An 18,385-nucleotide genomic window follows, 5' to 3' on the forward strand; every position below is an offset into this window, starting at 1 on the left:
TATTGCATGCTCTTTGTTAAATACAGCAAATATAAGAACAAACAGGATTCATTCAGATAAGATGTGGGGGACGCGTAGCGCACTATTAATAAGTTTGTGTTAAAACTTCTAACGCTTTACTTATCGCTGAAAGTGATACTTTTTAAACGTAATTCACCTTGTTCATCACCATCTTTAAATTGTTGAAGCATGACTAATTGGTAATTAAGTTTAGGGGAAAACCAAGCCCATGTTTTACGAGTTGAATTTTTTCGTTCAAATATGACCTTGATAGCTTCGATCGCACCAAAAGGAACATTGATCATTTCTTTACCTACCACTTTTAAGTCGTAATGTCTTTCTTGACCACGACTATTGATTAAGTCGTAAGAAAAACTTTTATGACCGGCGGCCAGTTTTAATTGTACATCTAGGCGGTAAAGTTGATTATCTAATTGTCCCTCCCAATCGATAGGGGGACTATTGTTTATTTTGATTTGAGAGTCAGTAAATTGTACTGAGGTTTTTTTGTCAGAGCCTGTACCTGTGCGTGTATACAGATACATTTGTGGCGTAATTTGACCAGACTCAAAGGAGAAAGTACTATTTTCAGTGCGTTCATCAGATAGGAAAAAAGCAGATACTTTTGAATGGTAATCTAGTTGGTACAGGTTATCTTCTAAGCTAGTTAATGTCAGACTAGCTTCTCCAAGATCACGACCAAATCGATAGGCTGAATATTCAGCTTTAAAATTTTTTAAAGTTGGAGTAGCTGTGTTTGCTGCAAAACTACTGGTAGATGTTAAGATAAATAAGGTAATTAATCCAAACACCTTAAGTTTAGCCAATAGCATAACCCATTTCAGAGAGTACTTTATCATCCAACATTGCCTTATTATTTGCCATTTTTAATCTACCAGCACAAAACCAGCTAACCACAAGAGGGTACATTTGTCTTTCTTGTTGTTTCACTCTTTCTGCTAATTCGTCAGCATCTTGCTGTTCAAATATCGGTACCTTAGATTGTAATACAACTGGTCCACCGTCAAGTTCTGGTGTAACAAAATGTACTGAGGCACCGTGTTCTCTATCTCCTGCAGCAATTGCGCGTTGATGAGTATCTAATCCTTTATACTTAGGCAACAAAGATGGATGAATGTTCAACATGCGCCCATGATAATGTTCGACAAACTCTGACGTCAGTATTCGCATAAAGCCAGCTAACACAATTAAATCGGGAGAAAAATTATCTATGTTGTTCATTAGTTCGGCATCATAATCTTCACGGCTAGTAAAACTTTTATGATCAATAAAAATGGCCGGAATGTTAGATTCTTTAGCGCGAATTAAGCCGTAAGCATTTTCTTTATTGGCAATGACAGCTATGATCTTACCGTTTATTTTACCTTGGCTGATTTGATCGATAATGGCTTGAAGATTCGAGCCATCACCTGATACTAAAACAACAATAGACTTTTCAGGAGTTAATTTACTCACTTAGTTAATCTCTACCTGTTGTTCTGAGTCACTATTTTCAATTTTTCCAATAACCCAGGCGTTCTCGCCTAGCTTATTTAATATCTCAACAGCTTGGGCTGCTTTGTCTGCAGGAAGTGCAATAATTAAGCCTACACCACAGTTAAATGTACGGTACATTTCATGGGTAGTGACATTACCTTTTTCTTGAAGCCAATTGAATATACCAGGCCATTGCCAACTACTGCCATCGATCACAGCTTTAGTGCCTTTAGGTAACACTCGTGGAATATTTTCCCAGAAACCACCACCAGTAATATGGGAGATTGCATGGACTTCAATTTGTGCTAACAATTCAAGTACGGATTTTACATAAATGCGGGTAGGTTCAAGTAAATGATCAGATAAAGGTTTGCCTTCAAATATTTCACTTGTATCACTACCTGATACTTCAATTATTTTGCGAACTAAAGAATAACCATTTGAGTGGGGACCAGAAGAACCTAATGCGATAAGGGTATCACCGTGAGCAACTTTTGAGCCGTCTATAACGTCATCAGCTTCTACCACACCGACACAAAAACCTGCAACGTCGTAATCTTCACCGTGATACATACCTGGCATTTCAGCGGTTTCACCACCAATAAGAGCACAACCTGATAACTCACAACCTTTACCTATGCCTGTAACAACCTCTGTTGCTGTATCAACATTGAGTTTACCCGTTGCATAATAATCTAAGAAAAATAAAGGCTCTGCACCTTGAACAATAAGGTCGTTAACACACATAGCCACTAAATCTATGCCGATACCGCCATGTTGTTTAAGATCCATTGCTAGTCGTAATTTTGTACCGACACCATCGGTACCAGAAACTAATAACGGTTTTTTGTACTTTTCAGGTAAAGAACATAATGCACCAAAGCCACCTAGACCACCTTTAACTTCAGGTCTATGGGTCTTTTTTGTGACCGATTTAATTCGCTCGACTAATTGATTGCCTGCGTCTATGTCGACCCCAGCGTCTTTATAACTTAATGATGAATTGTTGTCGCTCACGTCTTTACCTCAATTGGCCACAAAAAAAGAGCGCAGATTTTAGCAGCTTGCTTGAGGAATACCAACAAGATCAGTAGCTTTATAATCGGATTGGTAATTAGATGTTAACTTTGCTGGTTTTTTATACAAAAAATTGATTGCAGGATGAGCTGTTCAACAGGATCTGCCAGTTAATCTGCTGACACAGGGGCATAATTCAAGATATAAGTTGTTTAATTACAAACAATTGATGAATTTTTTCGTTAAATAACTGACAATAGCCTTTTTGTTCATCCTGTTTAGGGAGAATTGGCACCGATGCCAATAAAATTTTACTCCGTTAGTCTTACGTTATTAGTATTTATAGTGATCTGTAGCTGTCATAAAGCGAACGCTGCGGTTATTCATGATCTATTTGATACTAAAATTGCGGTAATTGATCAATCTGATAACAATCAAACTAATGCTTTTAAACAAGGGCTAAAACAAGTTTTGATTAAAGTCAGAGGTAAAACTGATGTTCTGAAAAATCCCCAGATCCGTAAAGGAATAGTTGGTGCTAAACGTTTAGTTCATTCTTACCGATATGAAAATGAGCAGGGACAACTTTATATTCTAATTAGCTTTGATCGAGAGCGAGTAGAAAATTTAATTAGAAACGCGGGGCTTCCTATTTGGGATAAAAGAAGACCGGATAGTATAGTGTGGTTAGCTATCCAAACCTCAGACAGTACATCTAGAGCTATAGTCACAGCAGATAGTCAGCCGAGGTTATTTGCTCAATTAGAAGTCCAAGCTAAAACCAGAGCAATACAGCTAGTTTATCCGTTATGGGATCTAGATGATGTGCAGCAATTAACGGTTTATGATATCTGGGGAGGATTTAGTCAGCAAATTGCTCGGGCCAGTGAACGTTATGGGGTGAAATCAATTATTTCGGCTCGTATTTATCCTGCGGCACAAGTGCTTAGCGAAACAGAAAAACAGGCTCCTTTGTCATTAACGTCTAACATTTGGTACGCAGATTGGACAACTATTGAAAGTGGTAAACTATTAGCTGGGCAAGTTCAATCAGATTCAATCGAACAGCTAGGTATTAAATTAGTGGATATATTGGCTGATCAATTATCTGACAAATACTCTATTGATTTAAATAACCTACATTCTTCAAAACGTAAGGTCGAAATTGTGATTAATAATATCAACAGCTTACAAGATTATGTGGATGTATCGGTATTTCTAGAAAACCTCAGTGTGGTAAATAGCGCCAGCCTAATTAAACAAAAAGGTGCCAGAGCAACCTTTGAGTTAGATTTATTAGGAGAATTTAGTGATTTACAGAATGCCTTTAGTTTAGATAACAAGGTTAAACCCATTTTAGATGAATATGGTCAGGCCATGTATGAATCGGAGTTCACTTGGGCGAAGTAAGTAGTCAATTATCACTGCCAGTGACAATTAAAGAAACTGAAACATTTGATAGTTATGTAGAAGGGCAGAACACTCAAGTGTGTGGTCATCTAACCCAATTATTTGAACAACTAAAACATAATCGATTAGAACATTGGTTGAATTACATTTTTAGTGATCAGGAAGTGGGTAAAAGCCATTTGTTGTACGCAATTTGTCATCAAGCAGAAATAGAGAAGGTGAGTTGTATTTACCTTAGCTTCGAAGAAAAAGCAGATTTGACTCCTGAGGTTTTATTAGGCTTGGAACATTATTCGATTATTTGCTTAGATGATGTTCAGCAACTTCAAGATTGTGCTGATTGGCAAGTCGCGTTATTTGATTTGATTAATCGTGTGAAAGAAAAAAATACAGGCTGTTTGGTGATGACAGGTAATCAACCTGCACAATTATTACCAATAACATTACCAGACTTATTATCTCGTTTGTCTTGGGGGATTAGCTTTCAACTTATGTCTTTGACAGACGAACAAAGACAACAGGCATTGATTGTACGGGCTGAACTACGTGGTATGAATATGTCCAAAGACGTCGCTAAATTTTTAGTGAATCATTGGCAAAGAGATATGTCTGCATTAATTAATTCCCTTGATTTGCTAGATGAAAAATCATTACAGCAACAGCGTAAACTGACTATTCCTTTTGTTAAAAGTATTTTAGATATCTAGAAAGTGTGAACAGAGAAATACCTTAACCACGAGAGTATATGATTCCCGTAGTGAATAATGTTTTTGCAGTTTAATCTCTTTTCCAAGCTCGCATCTTATGGCCTTTAATAGCATAAAATAAAATGAATCCATAACAAGGTAACATCATCCAATATGCTGAATGACTACTAAAATGTTCGGCTAGCAAACCATATACCATAGGCAAAATCGCTCCACCTGAAATACCCATTATGAGAAGTGCTGAGCCTCTTGCTGTTAAACTATACAATCCATCTAGTGCAAGTGGCCAAATTGCAGGCCAAACTAGCGCATTAGCAAAACCTAATATAGCAATTAAGGTGATAGTGTCAGGCAGTAAACCTAAGCCCATCCATCCCCACAAAATAGCTGAAACTTGTGTTGATTGACTGTCAGAGAATACTATAGCTAGACTAAGGATTAAGCCTAATATTGCAGATCTCGATAATGCTTGAGCTTGGTCAACAAAACGGGGAATAATCACTAGCCCTAATAAATAACCTAAGACCATAAATGCCATAGTGTAGGACGTTAATGAAGTGGCATTTTCTAATCCTAACTGAGAGCCGAATAAACCAATAGTGTCACCGGCTATAACTTCTACTCCGACATATAAAAACAAGGCAAACACCCCTAAGATTAGTTGCGGATAAGCCATTAATTTTTTCGACGCTTCTTTTTCTGAATTAGGCTTATCTAGTACTAAATCAGGTAATGATGAAAAGTTTAATAACACGGCTAATACTAATAATACTGCGGCCATGGCAGCATAAGGTTTAACTAAACCATCCGCTAAAGCCGATATTTGTATGGCTTTGTCTGCTTCAGATAAAGCCGCGATAGACTGAGCATTAACTTGGGAAAACTCGCCTAAAACTAACGCAGTAAAAACAATGGGCGCTAAAAATCCAGCAAACTTGTTTAATAATCCCATAATAGATATACGTACAGCTGCGGTTTCTTGAGGGCCAATTTTTACAATATAAGGGTTGGAAGCTGTTTGTAATATTGTGAGACCTGTACCTACTATGAATTGGGCTATTAAGAACACACTAAATTCGTGGCTATATGAAGCAGGTATAAATAATAAACAACCCAAGGCAATTAAACCTAACCCTAAACTCATGGCTTTTTTATAACCCGTTTGGTCTAAAACCCAAGACATAGGGAGGGCCATAACGACATAAGCAATGTAAAATGAAAATGCCACCAAAAGTGCTTGGCTTTCTGTGAGTTCACATACAATTTGTAAAAAGGGGATCAATGCACCATTTAACCAAGTGACAAAGCCAAATATAAAAAACAGCATACCTATGATCAACATAGGCATAAGGGCACTGGGTTTAGTGTTAGAAGGATTGATAGCTTGCATAACTCACCTTTTTGTTGTTATTTCGTTTTGTTAGTATACTTTGTTGCCAGCGATGAATGTTTCTCGGACTGTAAAATCATGGTTCAATACCACCCAATCAGCATCAAAGTTTTCAGTTAAATAGCCTTTTTGTTGCTGTTTACCTAGAAAGTTTGCGGGGGTGCTAGATGCCATTATAAGTGCTTGCTCTTTTGAACAATGTAAATCTTCAATTGTATGCTTAACTGCTGTCGCCATATCTAGAGCTGAACCGGCTAACCTGCCACCTTCAATAGTCAATCTATTGCCTTCACGGCTAATATTCATATCACTAAATTCAAGAGCGACTTGATCGCTGCCCACATGTGACATTGCATCTGTGACTAACATTATTTTGTTGGCTGTTTTACATTTAATGGCAAGCTGACAGCTAGCTATATCAACATGTTCATGGTCGACAATTAAACCGCAGTAAGTGTTGTTATCTAACAGTGCTGCGCCAACCATTCCTGCTGCTCTGCTTTGCAGTGGTGACATGGCATTAAATAAATGGGTAAAACCTTGTGCCCCAACTGATATGGCTGCTTGTGTTTGTTCTACTGTGGCATTTGAATGGCCCAAGCAGACTTTTACATTGGACTTAACCAGTTCTTGAATAATGTCACAAGGTACATTTTCAGGGGCTAAAGTGACACAAACCGTGCCTAGATCATGGCGTAAAAATAAGGCTAGTTCTTGATCTGTGATATGCCTAATATGTTGCTCTGGATGAATACCTTTTTTCGGTTGACTTAAATGTGGCCCTTCAAAATGCACTCCCAAAATTCCCGGTGTTTTTTCTGCTATCGCTTGTTGAATGGCATTAGTAGCCAAACTCATAGTGGCAATCTTGTCGGTGATTAATGTGGGCAACATACCGGTAGTACCAAATTGTTGGTGAGCTTGGCTTATTATTTGTAGTGCCCCAACAGTAGGTTGATTATTAAACAACACTCCTCCACCGCCATTAACCTGTACATCAATAAAGCCGGGGGCAACTAAACCTGTTAGTTGAATATCAGCTGACTCGGCTAATCCATCTTCTACGGATATAATGGAGCCATTTTTGATGGTCATCACTTGATTGTTTTTTATGTTATTCCCATCAAATAATTGTGGTGCAAAATAACGCATGGGTACTTCCTCTATAGGGTTTTAGTCACTTTTTTCAGGCCCGCTGGGCTATCGGGATCAAGCCTCATTTGTCGTGCAATAAATTCAATGTCTAAATAAAAACGTTGTAATATAATAAGTGGCATACATCTAGGATGCGTATTATCAACTGTTAATCTTATATTTAATGTACAAGAGCCTCTACTATTTACATCGGCCATAATTTCTTGATGTGCTTGTTGAGATTCATCATCAACAGCTACATCTATGATAGAAAGTGACTTCTCTACTAAAGTGACTGGGCCATGTAAAAATTCTGCGCTGCTAAAGGCTTCCGCATGAATGCCACATACTTCTTTTAGTTTTAGAGCGATTTCTCGGCTGACAGCGTAACCAAAACCTCTACCTAGTACCACAAGATGGGAGAGTTTAGCGACAAAGTCATGGGATAATTTAGCGTCTGCCTCGATGGCTGCTGTTAATTGTTGTGGCAGATGATTTAACGATTCTAGTAATACAGTATCTTGTTTCCAGTATGCGATCAGCTGGAGTAGGGCACTTAAAGTTGCTAGGTAACTTTTTGTGGCTGCGATGGCGAGTTCTTGTCCTGCCCGTAAAGGTAATTCGGCATCGACCACTGTGCTAAGTGGTGAATTGGGGGTATTAACCAATGCTATAGTTAATGCGCCGCTCGCTTTAGCTGCCTTGGTTTGAGCAATAATATCAGGGCTACTACCAGACTGTGAAATAACAATCACCAAAGCTTTATCCAACTTAACACTTTGGTTATAAATGCTGAAAACGGATGGAGCAGAGGAAGAAACAGCAATCCCCATTTCGACTTCAATTAAATATTTTGCAAATACTCCTGCATGATCTGATGAACCACGGCCAATGATATAAACAAAATAAGGGTTAAATGCGTTAATTTTTTCGACTAAACGTTGACAAATTGTTCGGTTAGATATCAGTTGTTGGGCAATTACAATTGGTGTTTGCCGGCTTTCTTGTGCCATTAATGTCGTTTTCATAAGCTTGCTCAACTTGTTTTACTTTAATTTAGAAAAAAGAATCGCTCCCTGCTCTGAACTTGTCAATGCAGCTTGGATCTGTAATTGTGGTGTTTAGTACGGAATTAAAACCTCAGAGACTCTGCCAATAAATGGCCGGCGTCAAAGAAATTAGCGATTGCTGGATTTGAATATAACCCTTTTTTCGTCAAACATGGCGACAATTAACAACTGCCGTTCAACCAATGCCATCGCACGCAAAGCGACTGAATGTCTAATTATATCGAGACCCAGCATAACGACAGTAATCTATTTGAGCCTTTATTTCTTTCAATTTGATCCCACATAAGTGATAAGAGAGTCTTCTTTAGTGATATAAAATAGATGTAAATAAATTATATTACGGGGACAAATGCATGTTTAATAACATGCTTATTATCCCCAAATAAGTTTATTTATCTTCAGAATTACCTTCAAAAGCTTGTTTTTCTTCTAGTAATTCATCTTTTAATTTTCGTATACCCAGACCTAGTTCTCGTCCTCTTAAACGTGCATAAAAACTACAACCAGTGAATAAGGCTACACATAATAATATTTCAATCAGCGCATAAAACCATTCATCTTTTACTGCATAAATAGAAGTTAGGCCGTGAAGTAAATAATACATGACAATAAAATTGGTCCATGCGTGGGTGTATGGCTTACCTTGGATTAAGCCTTTTGCTGGGGTTAAAAGAGGGATAACCCACAATAATATTGTGAATAAATGGCTAGTGGCTTTATCTACTGTTAGATAAAAGTGCCAAATAATCACCCAAAAAATTAACAAGGTATAACTAATCAAGGTTAGTTTACGGTAAAAATTAGTGGTTAATGTCATATTAGTTTCCTAGCTTAGCGGCCATATTCGCTAATCTTTTTCCTTGTTCGATACACATTGTTTTTTCTTCTTCACTTAATTTAGTTGGATTATTGCCTTGGGCTAAATGACTGACACCGTAGGGGGAACCTCCGGTTAAGGTGGTATGTAATTGGGGAACTGAATAGGGAAGACCACAAATCAACATCCCATGATGGAGTAAGGGTAACATCATAGATAATAAAGTGCTTTCTTGACCGCCATGCATGCTAGATGAAGAGGTAAATACACAGCCAGGTTTATTCTCTAAAGATCCTGATAACCACTGGGCACTAGTTTGGTCCAGGAAATATTTTAACGGCGCAGCCATATTACCAAAGCGAGTAGGGCTACCTAATGCTAAAGCACTGCATTCAACTAAGTCTTGTAAACAAACGTAAGGGTCGCCAACAGAAGGCACCGCTTGTTGATGCTCGCCAATATTTGAGCTGACCTCGGGAACTGTCCGTAAACAGGCCTCTAGTCCAACTTGTTCAACACCTAGCGCTATATTATTGGCCATCGCTTGCGTAGCGCCATGTTTACTGTAATACAGGACTAAAACTTTCTGACTCATAAAATATCTAGTACTGATTCAGGCGGACGACCAATTGCCGCTTTACCGATATTTAACACTATAGGTCTTTCAATGAGTTTAGGTTCATCAAGCATGGCGGCTAGAATTTCATCTTCACTCATATCAGGATTTTGTAGATTTTTCTGTTTGTAAGCTTCTTCACCTTTACGTAATAATTGTCTGGCTGAACTAAAACCTAACTGTTTGACGATTTCACTTAATTCATCAGCACTTAATGGGGTTTTTAAGTATTCAATTATTTCTGGTTCAAATCCCTTATCTTGCAACAATTGTAATGTTTGACGGCTTTTTGAACATCTAGGGTTATGGATAATTTTTAAATTAGGCATAAAATTCTTTTTCCTCTTAGTTTATAAACGTATTCTATTGCAATTCTAGGTGTAGATATATTATTTAGGACAAAGTTATTTTGAAAAAACTTACATTGAGTCTAACTGCTGTTATTGCTTTGTTATTAGGTGTTTGGGTGAATATTGCCGTAAAAGCTGATTTTGTGACTTTGGAAAAACAGAAATATTCATGGTCTTCTTTGCAAGGTAAGTGGCTTGTGGTGAACTATTTTGCAGAGTGGTGTGTGCCTTGCCTTAGAGAAATCCCTGAGCTTAATCAATTTCATCAACAAAATAAACAAGACATTCTATTATTTGGCGTAAGCTTTGATCAAGTTAGTCCTGAGCAATTAAAAGGGTTACAAGAAAAATATAATATTCAATTTCCATTAATTGCCCAACTAGATACCCTTCCTTGGTTACAGCCACCTAGCAGTTTGCCTACTACTTATATTATTGGTGCTGATGGTGAAGTGAAAAAACAATTAAAAGGAGAACAAAATGCAGAAAAATTACTGGCTGTGATTACACAACTACAAAGATTGTAATTTTTCTTGGGCATTTCTAAATTGGTCAATTCTAGCCCTTATGCGTTGTTTTTCTATTTGTCTATCACTGGCAAAATTATAGGCTGTTTGTAACTCGTCTATGGCTCTAGGATAGGCAGCGATTAAAGCGTAAATTTCTGCTTTTGTACGATGCATTTCTAATTTTTGATCACTGGCTTGGTATGCATCAGCCAGTAACTCATGAGCTAATAGATTATTTGGATTAAGCAAAATATAGTCTTTTAAAATAATACTGGCTTTTGGGGCTTGTTTATCTTTGATTAGCACATTCGCTAAATTTAAGGTTAATACTTGATTATAGGGTGCATTGGCAATTTGTTTAGTCAATTTATCAATAGCTTGTTGGTGTTTATTTAATTCAATTGATAGATCTGTAAATGTGTCTAAATAAAATAAATTGCTAGGCGCTTGTGTTAATAATTCGTCTATTATTTTAGCCGCGGCAGAATATTGTTCATCAGCTAAATACGATAGTGCTAGGCCATATTCAGCAGCTTGTTTAAAAGCATATTGTGAATTTTTAATTTGTTCTGAAAAATAGGCAATATTACGTTGTGGATTAGCATAATATCTAGCTAGTATTCTGGATTTGGCTAAATGAAAATTGATATTTTCCGGTACCGTTTTAGCAGAAAACATGGCTGCTCTAGTACGTGCATCTGATACCCGAGACTCTGGTAAGGGGTGAGTTAATAAAAACGCCATAGGTTTAGACTTCAGTCTGTTCTTTTCAGTTAATATGTTAAAAAACGAAGCGGCTCCATTTGGATCAAATCCAGCATGAGCTAAAATATTAATTCCCACTCTATCTGCTTCTTTTTCGTTTTGACGAGTATAATTAATCGATGATTGTGCTGATGCAGCATTTCCTACGGATATTGCCGCGATACCTGCCTCAGGGTTGGCTACAGCTAAAAGTATTCCGCCTAATAGTGAAGCAATTTGTAATGGTGATGATTTTTGTCTAGCTTCTATACTTCTAGCCAAATGCCTTTGTGTAACATGGCTAACTTCATGAGCTAAAACCGATGCTAACTCCGATTCATTTCGGGCATTAAAAATTAAACCTGTATGTATGCCAATATGTCCGCCAAAAAAAGCAAAGGCGTTTATGTCGGAACTATTTAGAATAAAAAAAGTATAGGGAAATTTAACATTTTCTGCTTGTGCGACTAAGCGATTGCCAATGTCTTGGATATATTCGTCGAGCAGGGGATCCCTTACAATAGGTGCTTGACCTCTTAGTTGACGCATTAATGCATCACCTATTTGCATTTCTTTATCAACGCTTATCGCGCTAGACGCCACCACACCAATTTCGGGAAGGTCGTTTTTGGTGTTTGCCGCATGAACCGAAAAACTACTAATAGTTTGCACAAGACATGCAGTTACAAATATACAGCGAAAAGTTTTAATCATAAATTATTTGTATTCTACTTTTATTAATCCATCTGTTTGTATGGATAGAACAGGAAAAGTATCAATAAGTTCATTTGTATTGGTAGTTAAATGTAACAAAATTATTGATTAGCTTAGGTGTGACTCTTTTTCATTTTCTTCTAGTTGGTAAAAAAATTCTTTTACCGACAGCCCACTCTTATTTTCAACTTTTAACTTATGGATAAATAAATCAATCAATTGTTCAGTCATCATATGGGCATATTTAATTAATTCCATATCTGCATCATCACCTTTACGGTGCATCATAGTCATTAAGTCTTGCAAGCCATTTATTTTAATTACAGGGCCAAAACTAGCCGGATTATATTCTTTAAAAGGAGAATCTGGTTCTATGACCATAACAATTGCTTGTGCTTCACCTCTGATTATGGGAAAACAGTGAAGTTCGAAAGCGTATTTATCCATTCGGGTTTTTATTGTCACTTGTGGTTTACCTGCCACTAATTTTGTATTATTCCAGTTTTCTGAATTGAGTAAATATTTAATATTATTATCGAATCCATCAATAAATGTGCCTTCTAGTTCGGCTAGTTTTTTCGCCACAGTTTGAAAGTTAACTGAAACATCACCAAAATTAATGGACTTTTTTAATTGCAGAATAGCTTTCACATTGTTAAATCGACAGTGCCAATCGCTTATCAAAATAAAACCTCTATTAATTTATGATTATTTAATAAACCACTTATTTAAATGGTATTTTACAATCTTGGTATTCTCACATACATTAGCCACAATTAGTAATATCAATCCTAGATATAAGTGCCACTTTAGTCGCCACTTTTATTAGAATGAGTATCAGATTACATGACCCATAGAGGTTGTTAAACCTTAAATATATAAAGGAAAATAGATGTTAAGCGTTTTTGAACGTTGGTATAAGCGAAAGTTTTCAGATCCCGATTCCATGATGTTGTTATTTATGTTGCTGGTAACCTCTTTATTACTAGTATTATGGGGCGGGATATTAATGCCTGTTTTGGTTGCTGCTATTATTGCTTATTTATTGGATTGGCCAGTGAGTCAATTGAATAAATTTGGCTTATCTAGAAGTTATACTACTGTACTCGTGTTATTTGGTTTTATCAGTCTATCGGTATTAACCTTTGTTGGTGTAGTTCCGGTAGTCACCCAACAAAGTATTAATTTAATCAAAGAAATGCCGCAAATCTGGGAACAAGGACAGTTGTGGTTGCTAGCCTTGCCTGAATCTTATCCTGATTTGGTTCAGCTCACCCAAATTCAAGATGTATTGGATGGTGTGAATCAAAGAGTCGTTAGCTTGGCTGAGCAATTGTTGTCCGCTTCCTTTAGTTCGCTAGGGGGGCTCGGTGCTTTATTAATCTATATGATTTTAGTGCCACTTATGGTGTTCTTTATGCTCAAAGATAAAGACGTTTTAGTGAATAATATTTCTTCGTTGTTGCCAAATGAAAGACGTTTGATTAAACAAGTTGGTTCAGAAATGAATACCCAGATTGCCAACTATATTCGCGGAAAAGTGATAGAAATAATTATTGTTGGTACAGTTTCAGCTGTGACATTTGCTTTTATGGACTTACGTTATGCCTTGTTACTTGGTGTGTTAGTTGGATTTTCTGTGCTTATTCCATATATAGGCGCAGCGGTTGTGACCATTCCTGTGGCAGTTGTAGCGTTATTTCAATGGGGGCTAACTTCTGAATTTTGGTATTTGATGATTGCTTACAGCATTATTCAGGCATTAGACGGTAATGCGTTAGTGCCAATTTTATTCTCTGAAGCGGTGAGCCTGCATCCTATATACATTATAGTAGCGGTATTATTTTTTGGTGGTCTATGGGGATTTTGGGGAGTGTTTTTTGCCATTCCGTTAGCAACTTTAGTCAAGGCAGTAGCAAACGCTTGGTCATCGCCGACTAAAGTTGAGTCTGTTGAGTCTTAAATTTGATTTTAGATACCAGCAAATTTGCTGGTATCTAAGTGAATATTAGATATTTTGTAGATAATCTAAAACGACTTGATGATGATCTTTGGTTTTAAACTTTTTGAACACTTTTTCGACTTTGCCGTCCTCATTAATTAAGAATGTTGTACGGTGAATCCCATCATATTCACGGCCCATAAACTTCTTCAAGCCCCAAACACCAAATGCATCGGCTAATGCATGATCTTCATCAGATAGTAGCGTGAAATTTAAGCTCTCTTTTTCAATAAATTTAGGTAGGCGTTTAACTGCATCTGGGCTAACACCTAACACTACTACATTTAAATCCTGTAGTTGTTGCTGAATATCTCTAAGCCCTTGAGCTTGAACTGTGCAACCTGGTGTCATGGCTTTCGGATAAAAATAGACTAATACTTTTTGACCTTTAAAATCGTTAATAGAGATAGCTTGGCCATCTTGATTGGGACAAGCATGAACGGGTGCTAGTGACCCTTCTTCTAACATTTGCATCTTTAAATCCTTGGAAATTGTAAAAAATTAATGGTTCTGTTTAAACTCGCCTCGCAAATTTAACGGTTGTAGCAGTTTTTGAAAGGCTTGTTCAATATCGGTAACAATGAGTTGGTGGGGGATAGAAATCACCATCTTACATTTCATGTCTAAGGCATCACCAGAAATTGCATCTTCTTTATCGATAAACTTAAACCTAAAAGCACTAACCGAAATATTATAGGTGGAAAAAAATTGGGTGATATGGTCTATCAAGCCAGGAGAACTTTTTCCTCTTATCACTACATCAGCTAAACTTTCTAGGTTTTGTTTATTATGCTGAGTGGTTCGCTTCATTAATGACAATAAATTATGTTTTTGGCAGGTTTGTGGTAATAAACATTCTGCTCGAGTTATGGCCGTTGGACTACCCTCAATGATCATAGTCAATGAGAAGTCTTGACCATAAATCGCTTGTCGACTGTCTAAAATATTGCAACCAACGCCAGACACTGTGTCAGCTAATGTACTTAAAACACCAAATTGATCAGCGCCTAATATAGTAATGATTAATTGTTGATTCATTTTTGACCAATTTTGTTCTATTTAGGAGAAATACTATACCTGATTATTGCCAGGTACTTACAGTTTCTATTCTAATATGCTTATTGTGCTATTCAAAGCTTGTTTTTACTGGGTTGGATCATTAACATTAGGCGCGAAATTTTTCTGGAGAAAACATGTTTACTGGTAGTTTTGTGGCGCTAATTACGCCAATGTTTGAAGACGGGCAAATTGATTACCCTTCACTGAAGAAGTTAGTTGATTTTCATATTGAAAATGGTACACACGGATTAGTGTCTGTGGGCACGACAGGTGAGTCTGCCACTTTACCTTTTGACGAACATATTGAGGTGGTTAGGCGTACGGTAGAATATGCCGCGGGTAAAATACCTGTTATTGCTGGTACCGGAGCTAATTCTACTGCTGAGGCTATCTTTTTGAGTCAACAGATTGCCACTACAGGTGTTGCTGGTTTTTTGAGTGTTGTGCCTTATTATAATAAGCCGCAACAAAAAGGCATGATAGCGCACTTTGAAGCAATTGCTGATGCAACTGACCTACCTGTGATTTTGTATAATGTTCCTAGTCGAACTGTTGCAGATATGTTGCCGGAAACGGTTGCTGAATTAGCTAAACATCCAAAAATTGTCGGTTTAAAAGATGCGACAGGGGATATTGCTCGATTAAAAGAGACACAACCCTTAGTGCCTGATGACTTTGTGTTGTTGAGCGGAGACGATGACAGTAGCTGTGAATTCCTAGTGAATGGTGGTCATGGTGTGATATCTGTGACGGCAAATCTAGCACCTAAAGAAATGGCTGATATATGTAATGCAGCTTTTGCTAAGGATTTTAGTCTAGCAAAACAAATAAATGAAAAGATAGCTGGTTTACATACTAGTTTGTTTATTGAACCCAATCCTGTACTGCCAAAGTGGGCACTATATAAAATGGGTTACACCAATTCGGCTTTTTTACGATTACCTTTAGTTGAATCGGAACTTGAGAGCCAAAATACACTCGAACAAGTCATGCGCAGTTCTGGCGTATTATCTTAAGGAGATAGCATGACGAATAAGATACATTTTGTTAGCGCAGTGGCATTAGGCTTTTTGACTGCTTGTAGTTCAATTGATGAAAATGAAAAGGCTAGCGGGAGTTTTGCTTATCTAGAAGAAACACCAGGCCAAAAAATTGCCATTCCTAATGATGTAGATACCCCTAAATTTAGTGACGCTTATAAATTACCTGTGTTAGGTAATAACGCGCCAAAAAATATGATGGGGCAAGATCTTAGTATTGTTTCACCTGCCTTGGTTTTGCCTTTAGTGTCTGGTTCGCACATCGAAGAAGGTTCAAAAGAAGCGACTATTTGGTTTGATCAAGTTGATGATAGCCAAGCGCTGGATGATACCATCTGGAATTCGCTAGTTGCGTTTTTAGAAAGTAAAGGAATAGGGGTACAAGAATTCGATAAAGAAAAGCAGTATTTGATTTCTGACTGGATGGTAATCGATGAATCTGTAGCAGCTAAATGGTACAACTGGTCAAGCTCAGATCGTATTATTAGGCAACGATTTAAATTTGATTTGGAATTAAAACCACATGGTCGTACAGCTGCATTAAAAGTCGCTCAAATCGATTATAAAGAGAAAAATAGTGAGTTAGCCACTGAAATATCTGAAGCTAAAGATGTTAGACGCAATGAAGTTGATATTTTAAATCAAGTGGTTGAACACTATGATTTTGAAGTCAAACTTGCTGATGTAAGACGCATCAGAGAAATCCGTAAAGGTCTTCCGATGCAGCTTGGGTTTGATGAAGATGGAGATGCTGCATATGTGGTTGATGCCGTTTATGATATTGCTTGGCCTAGGTTTTTATTAGTCTTACGAAAACTGGGTTTTGATGTTAAAGATTATGATAAAAGCACTGGTTTGTTATTTACTAAATATAATGGAGTTGACGAAGGCTGGTGGGATGGTATGTGGTCTGAAAGTGAACTTGATCTAAAATTGGATACCGAAGACTATCGATTCAAACTTGGAGATTTGGGACCAAAAACATCTATCACTTTATTAGATAGCGAAAGCAATCCATTTCCTGCAAATAAGTTGACTGATTTGTATAAGGTTTTTTCTAAAACCATGGCAGCAGAAGATTTAGATATTTAATTTGTTAATCACCACCTAATTTTAGGGTGGTGGTCTTTAGATCCAGTATTAATTTCATCATTTCTCTTTTAAAGGATTAGGCACACTATGTCTCTCTCTGATTCAATTTTATCTATCAATAATGACTTACCAATAAGAACAGAGTTACCTGTGCATAGTGGAAAAGTTCGTTCTGTGTATTGGTTAACTGAACAAGATAGCCGTCGATTAATTGCGCAAAAAAACTACCCAGTTCCTATGGATACACCCTTAGCCATTATGGTGATCAGTGATCGTATTTCAGCATTTGATTGTATCTGGCATGGTGAAGAAGGAATGCAAGGGGTGCCTGGTAAGGGAGCGGCATTAAATGCTATTTCTAATCATTGGTTCGGCTTATTTAAACAACAAGGTCTAGCTGATAGTCATATTCTAGATATTCCTCATCCATTTGTCTGGATTGTACAAAAAGCCAAACCTGTGATGATTGAAGCAATTTGTCGCCAATATATAACAGGTTCAATGTGGCGTGCATATGATAAAGGTGAAAGAGATTTTTGTGGTATTCAGCTCGAAGAGGGCTTAACTCAAGACAGTAAACTGAGTCAATTACTGATGACACCTTCGACCAAGGGGATTTTAAAAGGTATTCCTGATGTGCCTGAGGCTGATGATGTCAATATTACTCGTCAAAATATTACTGATAACTTTACGGCTTTTAATTTTGAAAGTGAAAGTGATGTTGCTTTATATGAAAGGCTACTAACTGAAGGGTTTGCAGTTATTAGTGATGCTTTAGAGCAAATAGGCCAAATATTTGTTGATACTAAATTTGAATTTGGTTACGTGAAAGATGTATCCGGTAAAAACAAACTGATTTATATGGATGAAGTCGGCACACCTGATTCATCACGCATTTGGGATGCCGAAAAGTATCAACAAGGTGAAGTAGTAGAAAACTCTAAGGAAGGATTTCGTCAGCTACTATTAAATCATTTCCCTGATCCAGATATTTTGTTAAATAAAGATCGCATGCCAGAACGCTTAGCCTTAGCTAAAGATAATGCCTTGCCAGTGGAAGTATTGCTACAAATATCAAAAACGTATATTGGTATTGCAGAAAAAATTACTGGTAAAAAATTGCTATTGAGTGACAACCCTAAAGCTGAAATTATTAAAATATTACGTGAAGACTACCAGCTGATAGATTAATTTTTAGTAGGTTAGGAATGTGTATT

At 37.1% G+C, this 18,385-nt stretch carries 20 protein-coding genes; 7 read left to right on the plus strand and 13 right to left on the minus strand.

All coding sequences use genetic code 11. The features are described from left to right. Nucleotides 1-116: 116 nt before the first annotated feature. Genes GQR87_RS09310 through purM form a run of 3 tightly spaced genes read right to left on the minus strand, consistent with a single transcriptional unit; the run spans nucleotide 117 to nucleotide 2,514 of the window. The gene (locus GQR87_RS09310; RefSeq protein ID WP_158972954.1) at nucleotides 117-833 is read right to left on the minus strand and encodes a DUF3108 domain-containing protein; all 717 of its coding nucleotides are present in this window, start codon (nucleotides 831-833) and stop codon (nucleotides 117-119) included. After that, on the minus strand, nucleotides 820-1,476 hold the full coding sequence (purN, locus tag GQR87_RS09315; protein ID WP_158968673.1) for a phosphoribosylglycinamide formyltransferase: 657 nt from the start codon (nucleotides 1,474-1,476) through the stop codon (nucleotides 820-822). The genes GQR87_RS09310 and purN overlap by 14 nt, the downstream gene beginning before the upstream one ends. Then, a complete protein-coding gene (purM, locus tag GQR87_RS09320; RefSeq protein WP_158968675.1) occupies nucleotides 1,477-2,514 on the minus strand; it encodes a phosphoribosylformylglycinamidine cyclo-ligase in 1,038 nt (345 codons plus the stop codon). A gap of 297 nt (nucleotides 2,515-2,811) precedes the next feature. Here purM and GQR87_RS09325 point away from each other — a divergent pair, with 297 nt between their 5' ends. After that, the gene (locus GQR87_RS09325; RefSeq protein WP_158968677.1) at nucleotides 2,812-3,924 is read left to right on the plus strand and encodes a DUF2066 domain-containing protein; all 1,113 of its coding nucleotides are present in this window, start codon (nucleotides 2,812-2,814) and stop codon (nucleotides 3,922-3,924) included. Further along, the gene (gene hda, locus GQR87_RS09330; RefSeq protein WP_158968679.1) at nucleotides 3,912-4,631 is read left to right on the plus strand and encodes a DnaA regulatory inactivator Hda; all 720 of its coding nucleotides are present in this window, start codon (nucleotides 3,912-3,914) and stop codon (nucleotides 4,629-4,631) included. The genes GQR87_RS09325 and hda overlap by 13 nt, the downstream gene beginning before the upstream one ends. A gap of 70 nt (nucleotides 4,632-4,701) precedes the next feature. Here the strand turns inward: hda and GQR87_RS09335 are convergent, their stop codons facing one another. The 6 genes from GQR87_RS09335 to arsC all read right to left on the minus strand — a co-directional run bounded on the left by GQR87_RS09335 (nucleotide 4,702) and on the right by arsC (nucleotide 9,987). Next, nucleotides 4,702-6,021, minus strand: coding sequence for a sugar MFS transporter (locus GQR87_RS09335; protein ID WP_158968681.1), 1,320 nt, complete (start codon nucleotides 6,019-6,021; stop codon nucleotides 4,702-4,704). 30 nt (nucleotides 6,022-6,051) lie between these two features. Further along, nucleotides 6,052-7,173: an N-acetylglucosamine-6-phosphate deacetylase gene (gene nagA / locus GQR87_RS09340; protein WP_158968683.1), complete on the minus strand. Its 1,122-nt coding sequence runs from the start codon at nucleotides 7,171-7,173 to the stop codon at nucleotides 6,052-6,054. 11 nt (nucleotides 7,174-7,184) lie between these two features. Further along, nucleotides 7,185-8,183, minus strand: a complete 999-nt coding sequence (nagB-II, locus tag GQR87_RS09345; protein WP_158968685.1) for a glucosamine-6-phosphate deaminase NagB-II — start codon at nucleotides 8,181-8,183, stop codon at nucleotides 7,185-7,187. A gap of 430 nt (nucleotides 8,184-8,613) precedes the next feature. After that, on the minus strand, nucleotides 8,614-9,042 hold the full coding sequence (locus GQR87_RS09350; RefSeq protein ID WP_158968687.1) for a DUF2069 domain-containing protein: 429 nt from the start codon (nucleotides 9,040-9,042) through the stop codon (nucleotides 8,614-8,616). 1 nt (nucleotide 9,043) lies between these two features. Next, nucleotides 9,044-9,637, minus strand: coding sequence for an NAD(P)H:quinone oxidoreductase (gene wrbA, locus GQR87_RS09355; protein ID WP_158968689.1), 594 nt, complete (start codon nucleotides 9,635-9,637; stop codon nucleotides 9,044-9,046). Beyond that, nucleotides 9,634-9,987 carry an arsenate reductase (glutaredoxin) gene (gene arsC, locus GQR87_RS09360; RefSeq protein WP_158968691.1) on the minus strand — a complete coding sequence of 118 codons (354 nt, stop codon included), beginning with the start codon at nucleotides 9,985-9,987 and terminating at the stop codon, nucleotides 9,634-9,636. The genes wrbA and arsC overlap by 4 nt, the downstream gene beginning before the upstream one ends. A gap of 80 nt (nucleotides 9,988-10,067) precedes the next feature. Here arsC and GQR87_RS09365 point away from each other — a divergent pair, with 80 nt between their 5' ends. After that, on the plus strand, nucleotides 10,068-10,535 hold the full coding sequence (locus GQR87_RS09365) for a TlpA disulfide reductase family protein (protein ID WP_158968693.1): 468 nt from the start codon (nucleotides 10,068-10,070) through the stop codon (nucleotides 10,533-10,535). On the opposite strand, the gene GQR87_RS09370 is transcribed toward GQR87_RS09365, so the two are convergent. Both GQR87_RS09370 and GQR87_RS09375 read right to left on the minus strand, forming a co-directional pair. Continuing rightward, complete coding sequence (locus tag GQR87_RS09370) at nucleotides 10,521-11,975, minus strand: M48 family metalloprotease (protein ID WP_158968695.1); 1,455 nt, start codon at nucleotides 11,973-11,975, stop codon at nucleotides 10,521-10,523. The genes GQR87_RS09365 and GQR87_RS09370 overlap by 15 nt on opposite strands. A 108-nt stretch (nucleotides 11,976-12,083) precedes the next feature. Continuing rightward, on the minus strand, nucleotides 12,084-12,659 hold the full coding sequence (locus tag GQR87_RS09375) for a hypothetical protein (protein WP_158968697.1): 576 nt from the start codon (nucleotides 12,657-12,659) through the stop codon (nucleotides 12,084-12,086). Between the two features lie 208 nt (nucleotides 12,660-12,867). Between GQR87_RS09375 and GQR87_RS09380 the strand changes: the two genes are divergently transcribed. After that, nucleotides 12,868-13,938, plus strand: a complete 1,071-nt coding sequence (locus GQR87_RS09380) for an AI-2E family transporter (RefSeq protein ID WP_158968699.1) — start codon at nucleotides 12,868-12,870, stop codon at nucleotides 13,936-13,938. Nucleotides 13,939-13,983: 45 nt separating this feature from the next. On the opposite strand, the gene bcp is transcribed toward GQR87_RS09380, so the two are convergent. Both bcp and GQR87_RS09390 read right to left on the minus strand, forming a co-directional pair. Then, nucleotides 13,984-14,451 (minus strand): thioredoxin-dependent thiol peroxidase, encoded by a 468-nt coding sequence (gene bcp / locus GQR87_RS09385; RefSeq protein ID WP_158968701.1) that lies wholly within the window; start codon nucleotides 14,449-14,451, stop codon nucleotides 13,984-13,986. Between the two features lie 27 nt (nucleotides 14,452-14,478). Next, the gene (locus tag GQR87_RS09390) at nucleotides 14,479-15,015 is read right to left on the minus strand and encodes a glycine cleavage system protein R (protein ID WP_158968703.1); all 537 of its coding nucleotides are present in this window, start codon (nucleotides 15,013-15,015) and stop codon (nucleotides 14,479-14,481) included. Nucleotides 15,016-15,170: 155 nt separating this feature from the next. On the opposite strand from GQR87_RS09390, the gene dapA reads away from it, so the two are divergent. From dapA to GQR87_RS09405, 3 genes are all read left to right on the plus strand, one after another. After that, on the plus strand, nucleotides 15,171-16,052 hold the full coding sequence (gene dapA, locus GQR87_RS09395; protein WP_158968705.1) for a 4-hydroxy-tetrahydrodipicolinate synthase: 882 nt from the start codon (nucleotides 15,171-15,173) through the stop codon (nucleotides 16,050-16,052). A 9-nt stretch (nucleotides 16,053-16,061) separates the two neighbouring features. After that, the gene (gene bamC, locus GQR87_RS09400; protein ID WP_158968707.1) at nucleotides 16,062-17,168 is read left to right on the plus strand and encodes an outer membrane protein assembly factor BamC; all 1,107 of its coding nucleotides are present in this window, start codon (nucleotides 16,062-16,064) and stop codon (nucleotides 17,166-17,168) included. Between the two features lie 87 nt (nucleotides 17,169-17,255). Next, nucleotides 17,256-18,359 (plus strand): phosphoribosylaminoimidazolesuccinocarboxamide synthase, encoded by a 1,104-nt coding sequence (locus GQR87_RS09405; protein ID WP_158968709.1) that lies wholly within the window; start codon nucleotides 17,256-17,258, stop codon nucleotides 18,357-18,359. The last annotated feature ends 26 nt before the right edge of the window (nucleotides 18,360-18,385 follow it).

The organism is Paraglaciecola sp. L3A3, from assembly GCF_009796765.1.
Lineage (GTDB): Bacteria > Pseudomonadota > Gammaproteobacteria > Enterobacterales > Alteromonadaceae > Paraglaciecola.

Coding starts and splice junctions, on each gene's coding strand:
- GQR87_RS09370 (WP_158968695.1), bottom strand. CDS start 11,975: ATGATTAAAACTTTTCGCTGTATATTTGTAACTGCATGTCTTGTGCAA.
- bamC (WP_158968707.1), top strand. CDS start 16,062: ATGACGAATAAGATACATTTTGTTAGCGCAGTGGCATTAGGCTTTTTG.
- wrbA (WP_158968689.1), bottom strand. CDS start 9,637: ATGAGTCAGAAAGTTTTAGTCCTGTATTACAGTAAACATGGCGCTACG.
- nagA (WP_158968683.1), bottom strand. CDS start 7,173: ATGCGTTATTTTGCACCACAATTATTTGATGGGAATAACATAAAAAAC.
- arsC (WP_158968691.1), bottom strand. CDS start 9,987: ATGCCTAATTTAAAAATTATCCATAACCCTAGATGTTCAAAAAGCCGT.
- GQR87_RS09310 (WP_158972954.1), bottom strand. CDS start 833: ATGCTATTGGCTAAACTTAAGGTGTTTGGATTAATTACCTTATTTATC.
- GQR87_RS09405 (WP_158968709.1), top strand. CDS start 17,256: ATGTCTCTCTCTGATTCAATTTTATCTATCAATAATGACTTACCAATA.
- GQR87_RS09325 (WP_158968677.1), top strand. CDS start 2,812: ATGCCAATAAAATTTTACTCCGTTAGTCTTACGTTATTAGTATTTATA.
- GQR87_RS09390 (WP_158968703.1), bottom strand. CDS start 15,015: ATGAATCAACAATTAATCATTACTATATTAGGCGCTGATCAATTTGGT.
- GQR87_RS09350 (WP_158968687.1), bottom strand. CDS start 9,042: ATGACATTAACCACTAATTTTTACCGTAAACTAACCTTGATTAGTTAT.
- nagB-II (WP_158968685.1), bottom strand. CDS start 8,183: ATGAAAACGACATTAATGGCACAAGAAAGCCGGCAAACACCAATTGTA.
- GQR87_RS09380 (WP_158968699.1), top strand. CDS start 12,868: ATGTTAAGCGTTTTTGAACGTTGGTATAAGCGAAAGTTTTCAGATCCC.
- bcp (WP_158968701.1), bottom strand. CDS start 14,451: ATGCAAATGTTAGAAGAAGGGTCACTAGCACCCGTTCATGCTTGTCCC.
- GQR87_RS09335 (WP_158968681.1), bottom strand. CDS start 6,021: ATGCAAGCTATCAATCCTTCTAACACTAAACCCAGTGCCCTTATGCCT.
- dapA (WP_158968705.1), top strand. CDS start 15,171: ATGTTTACTGGTAGTTTTGTGGCGCTAATTACGCCAATGTTTGAAGAC.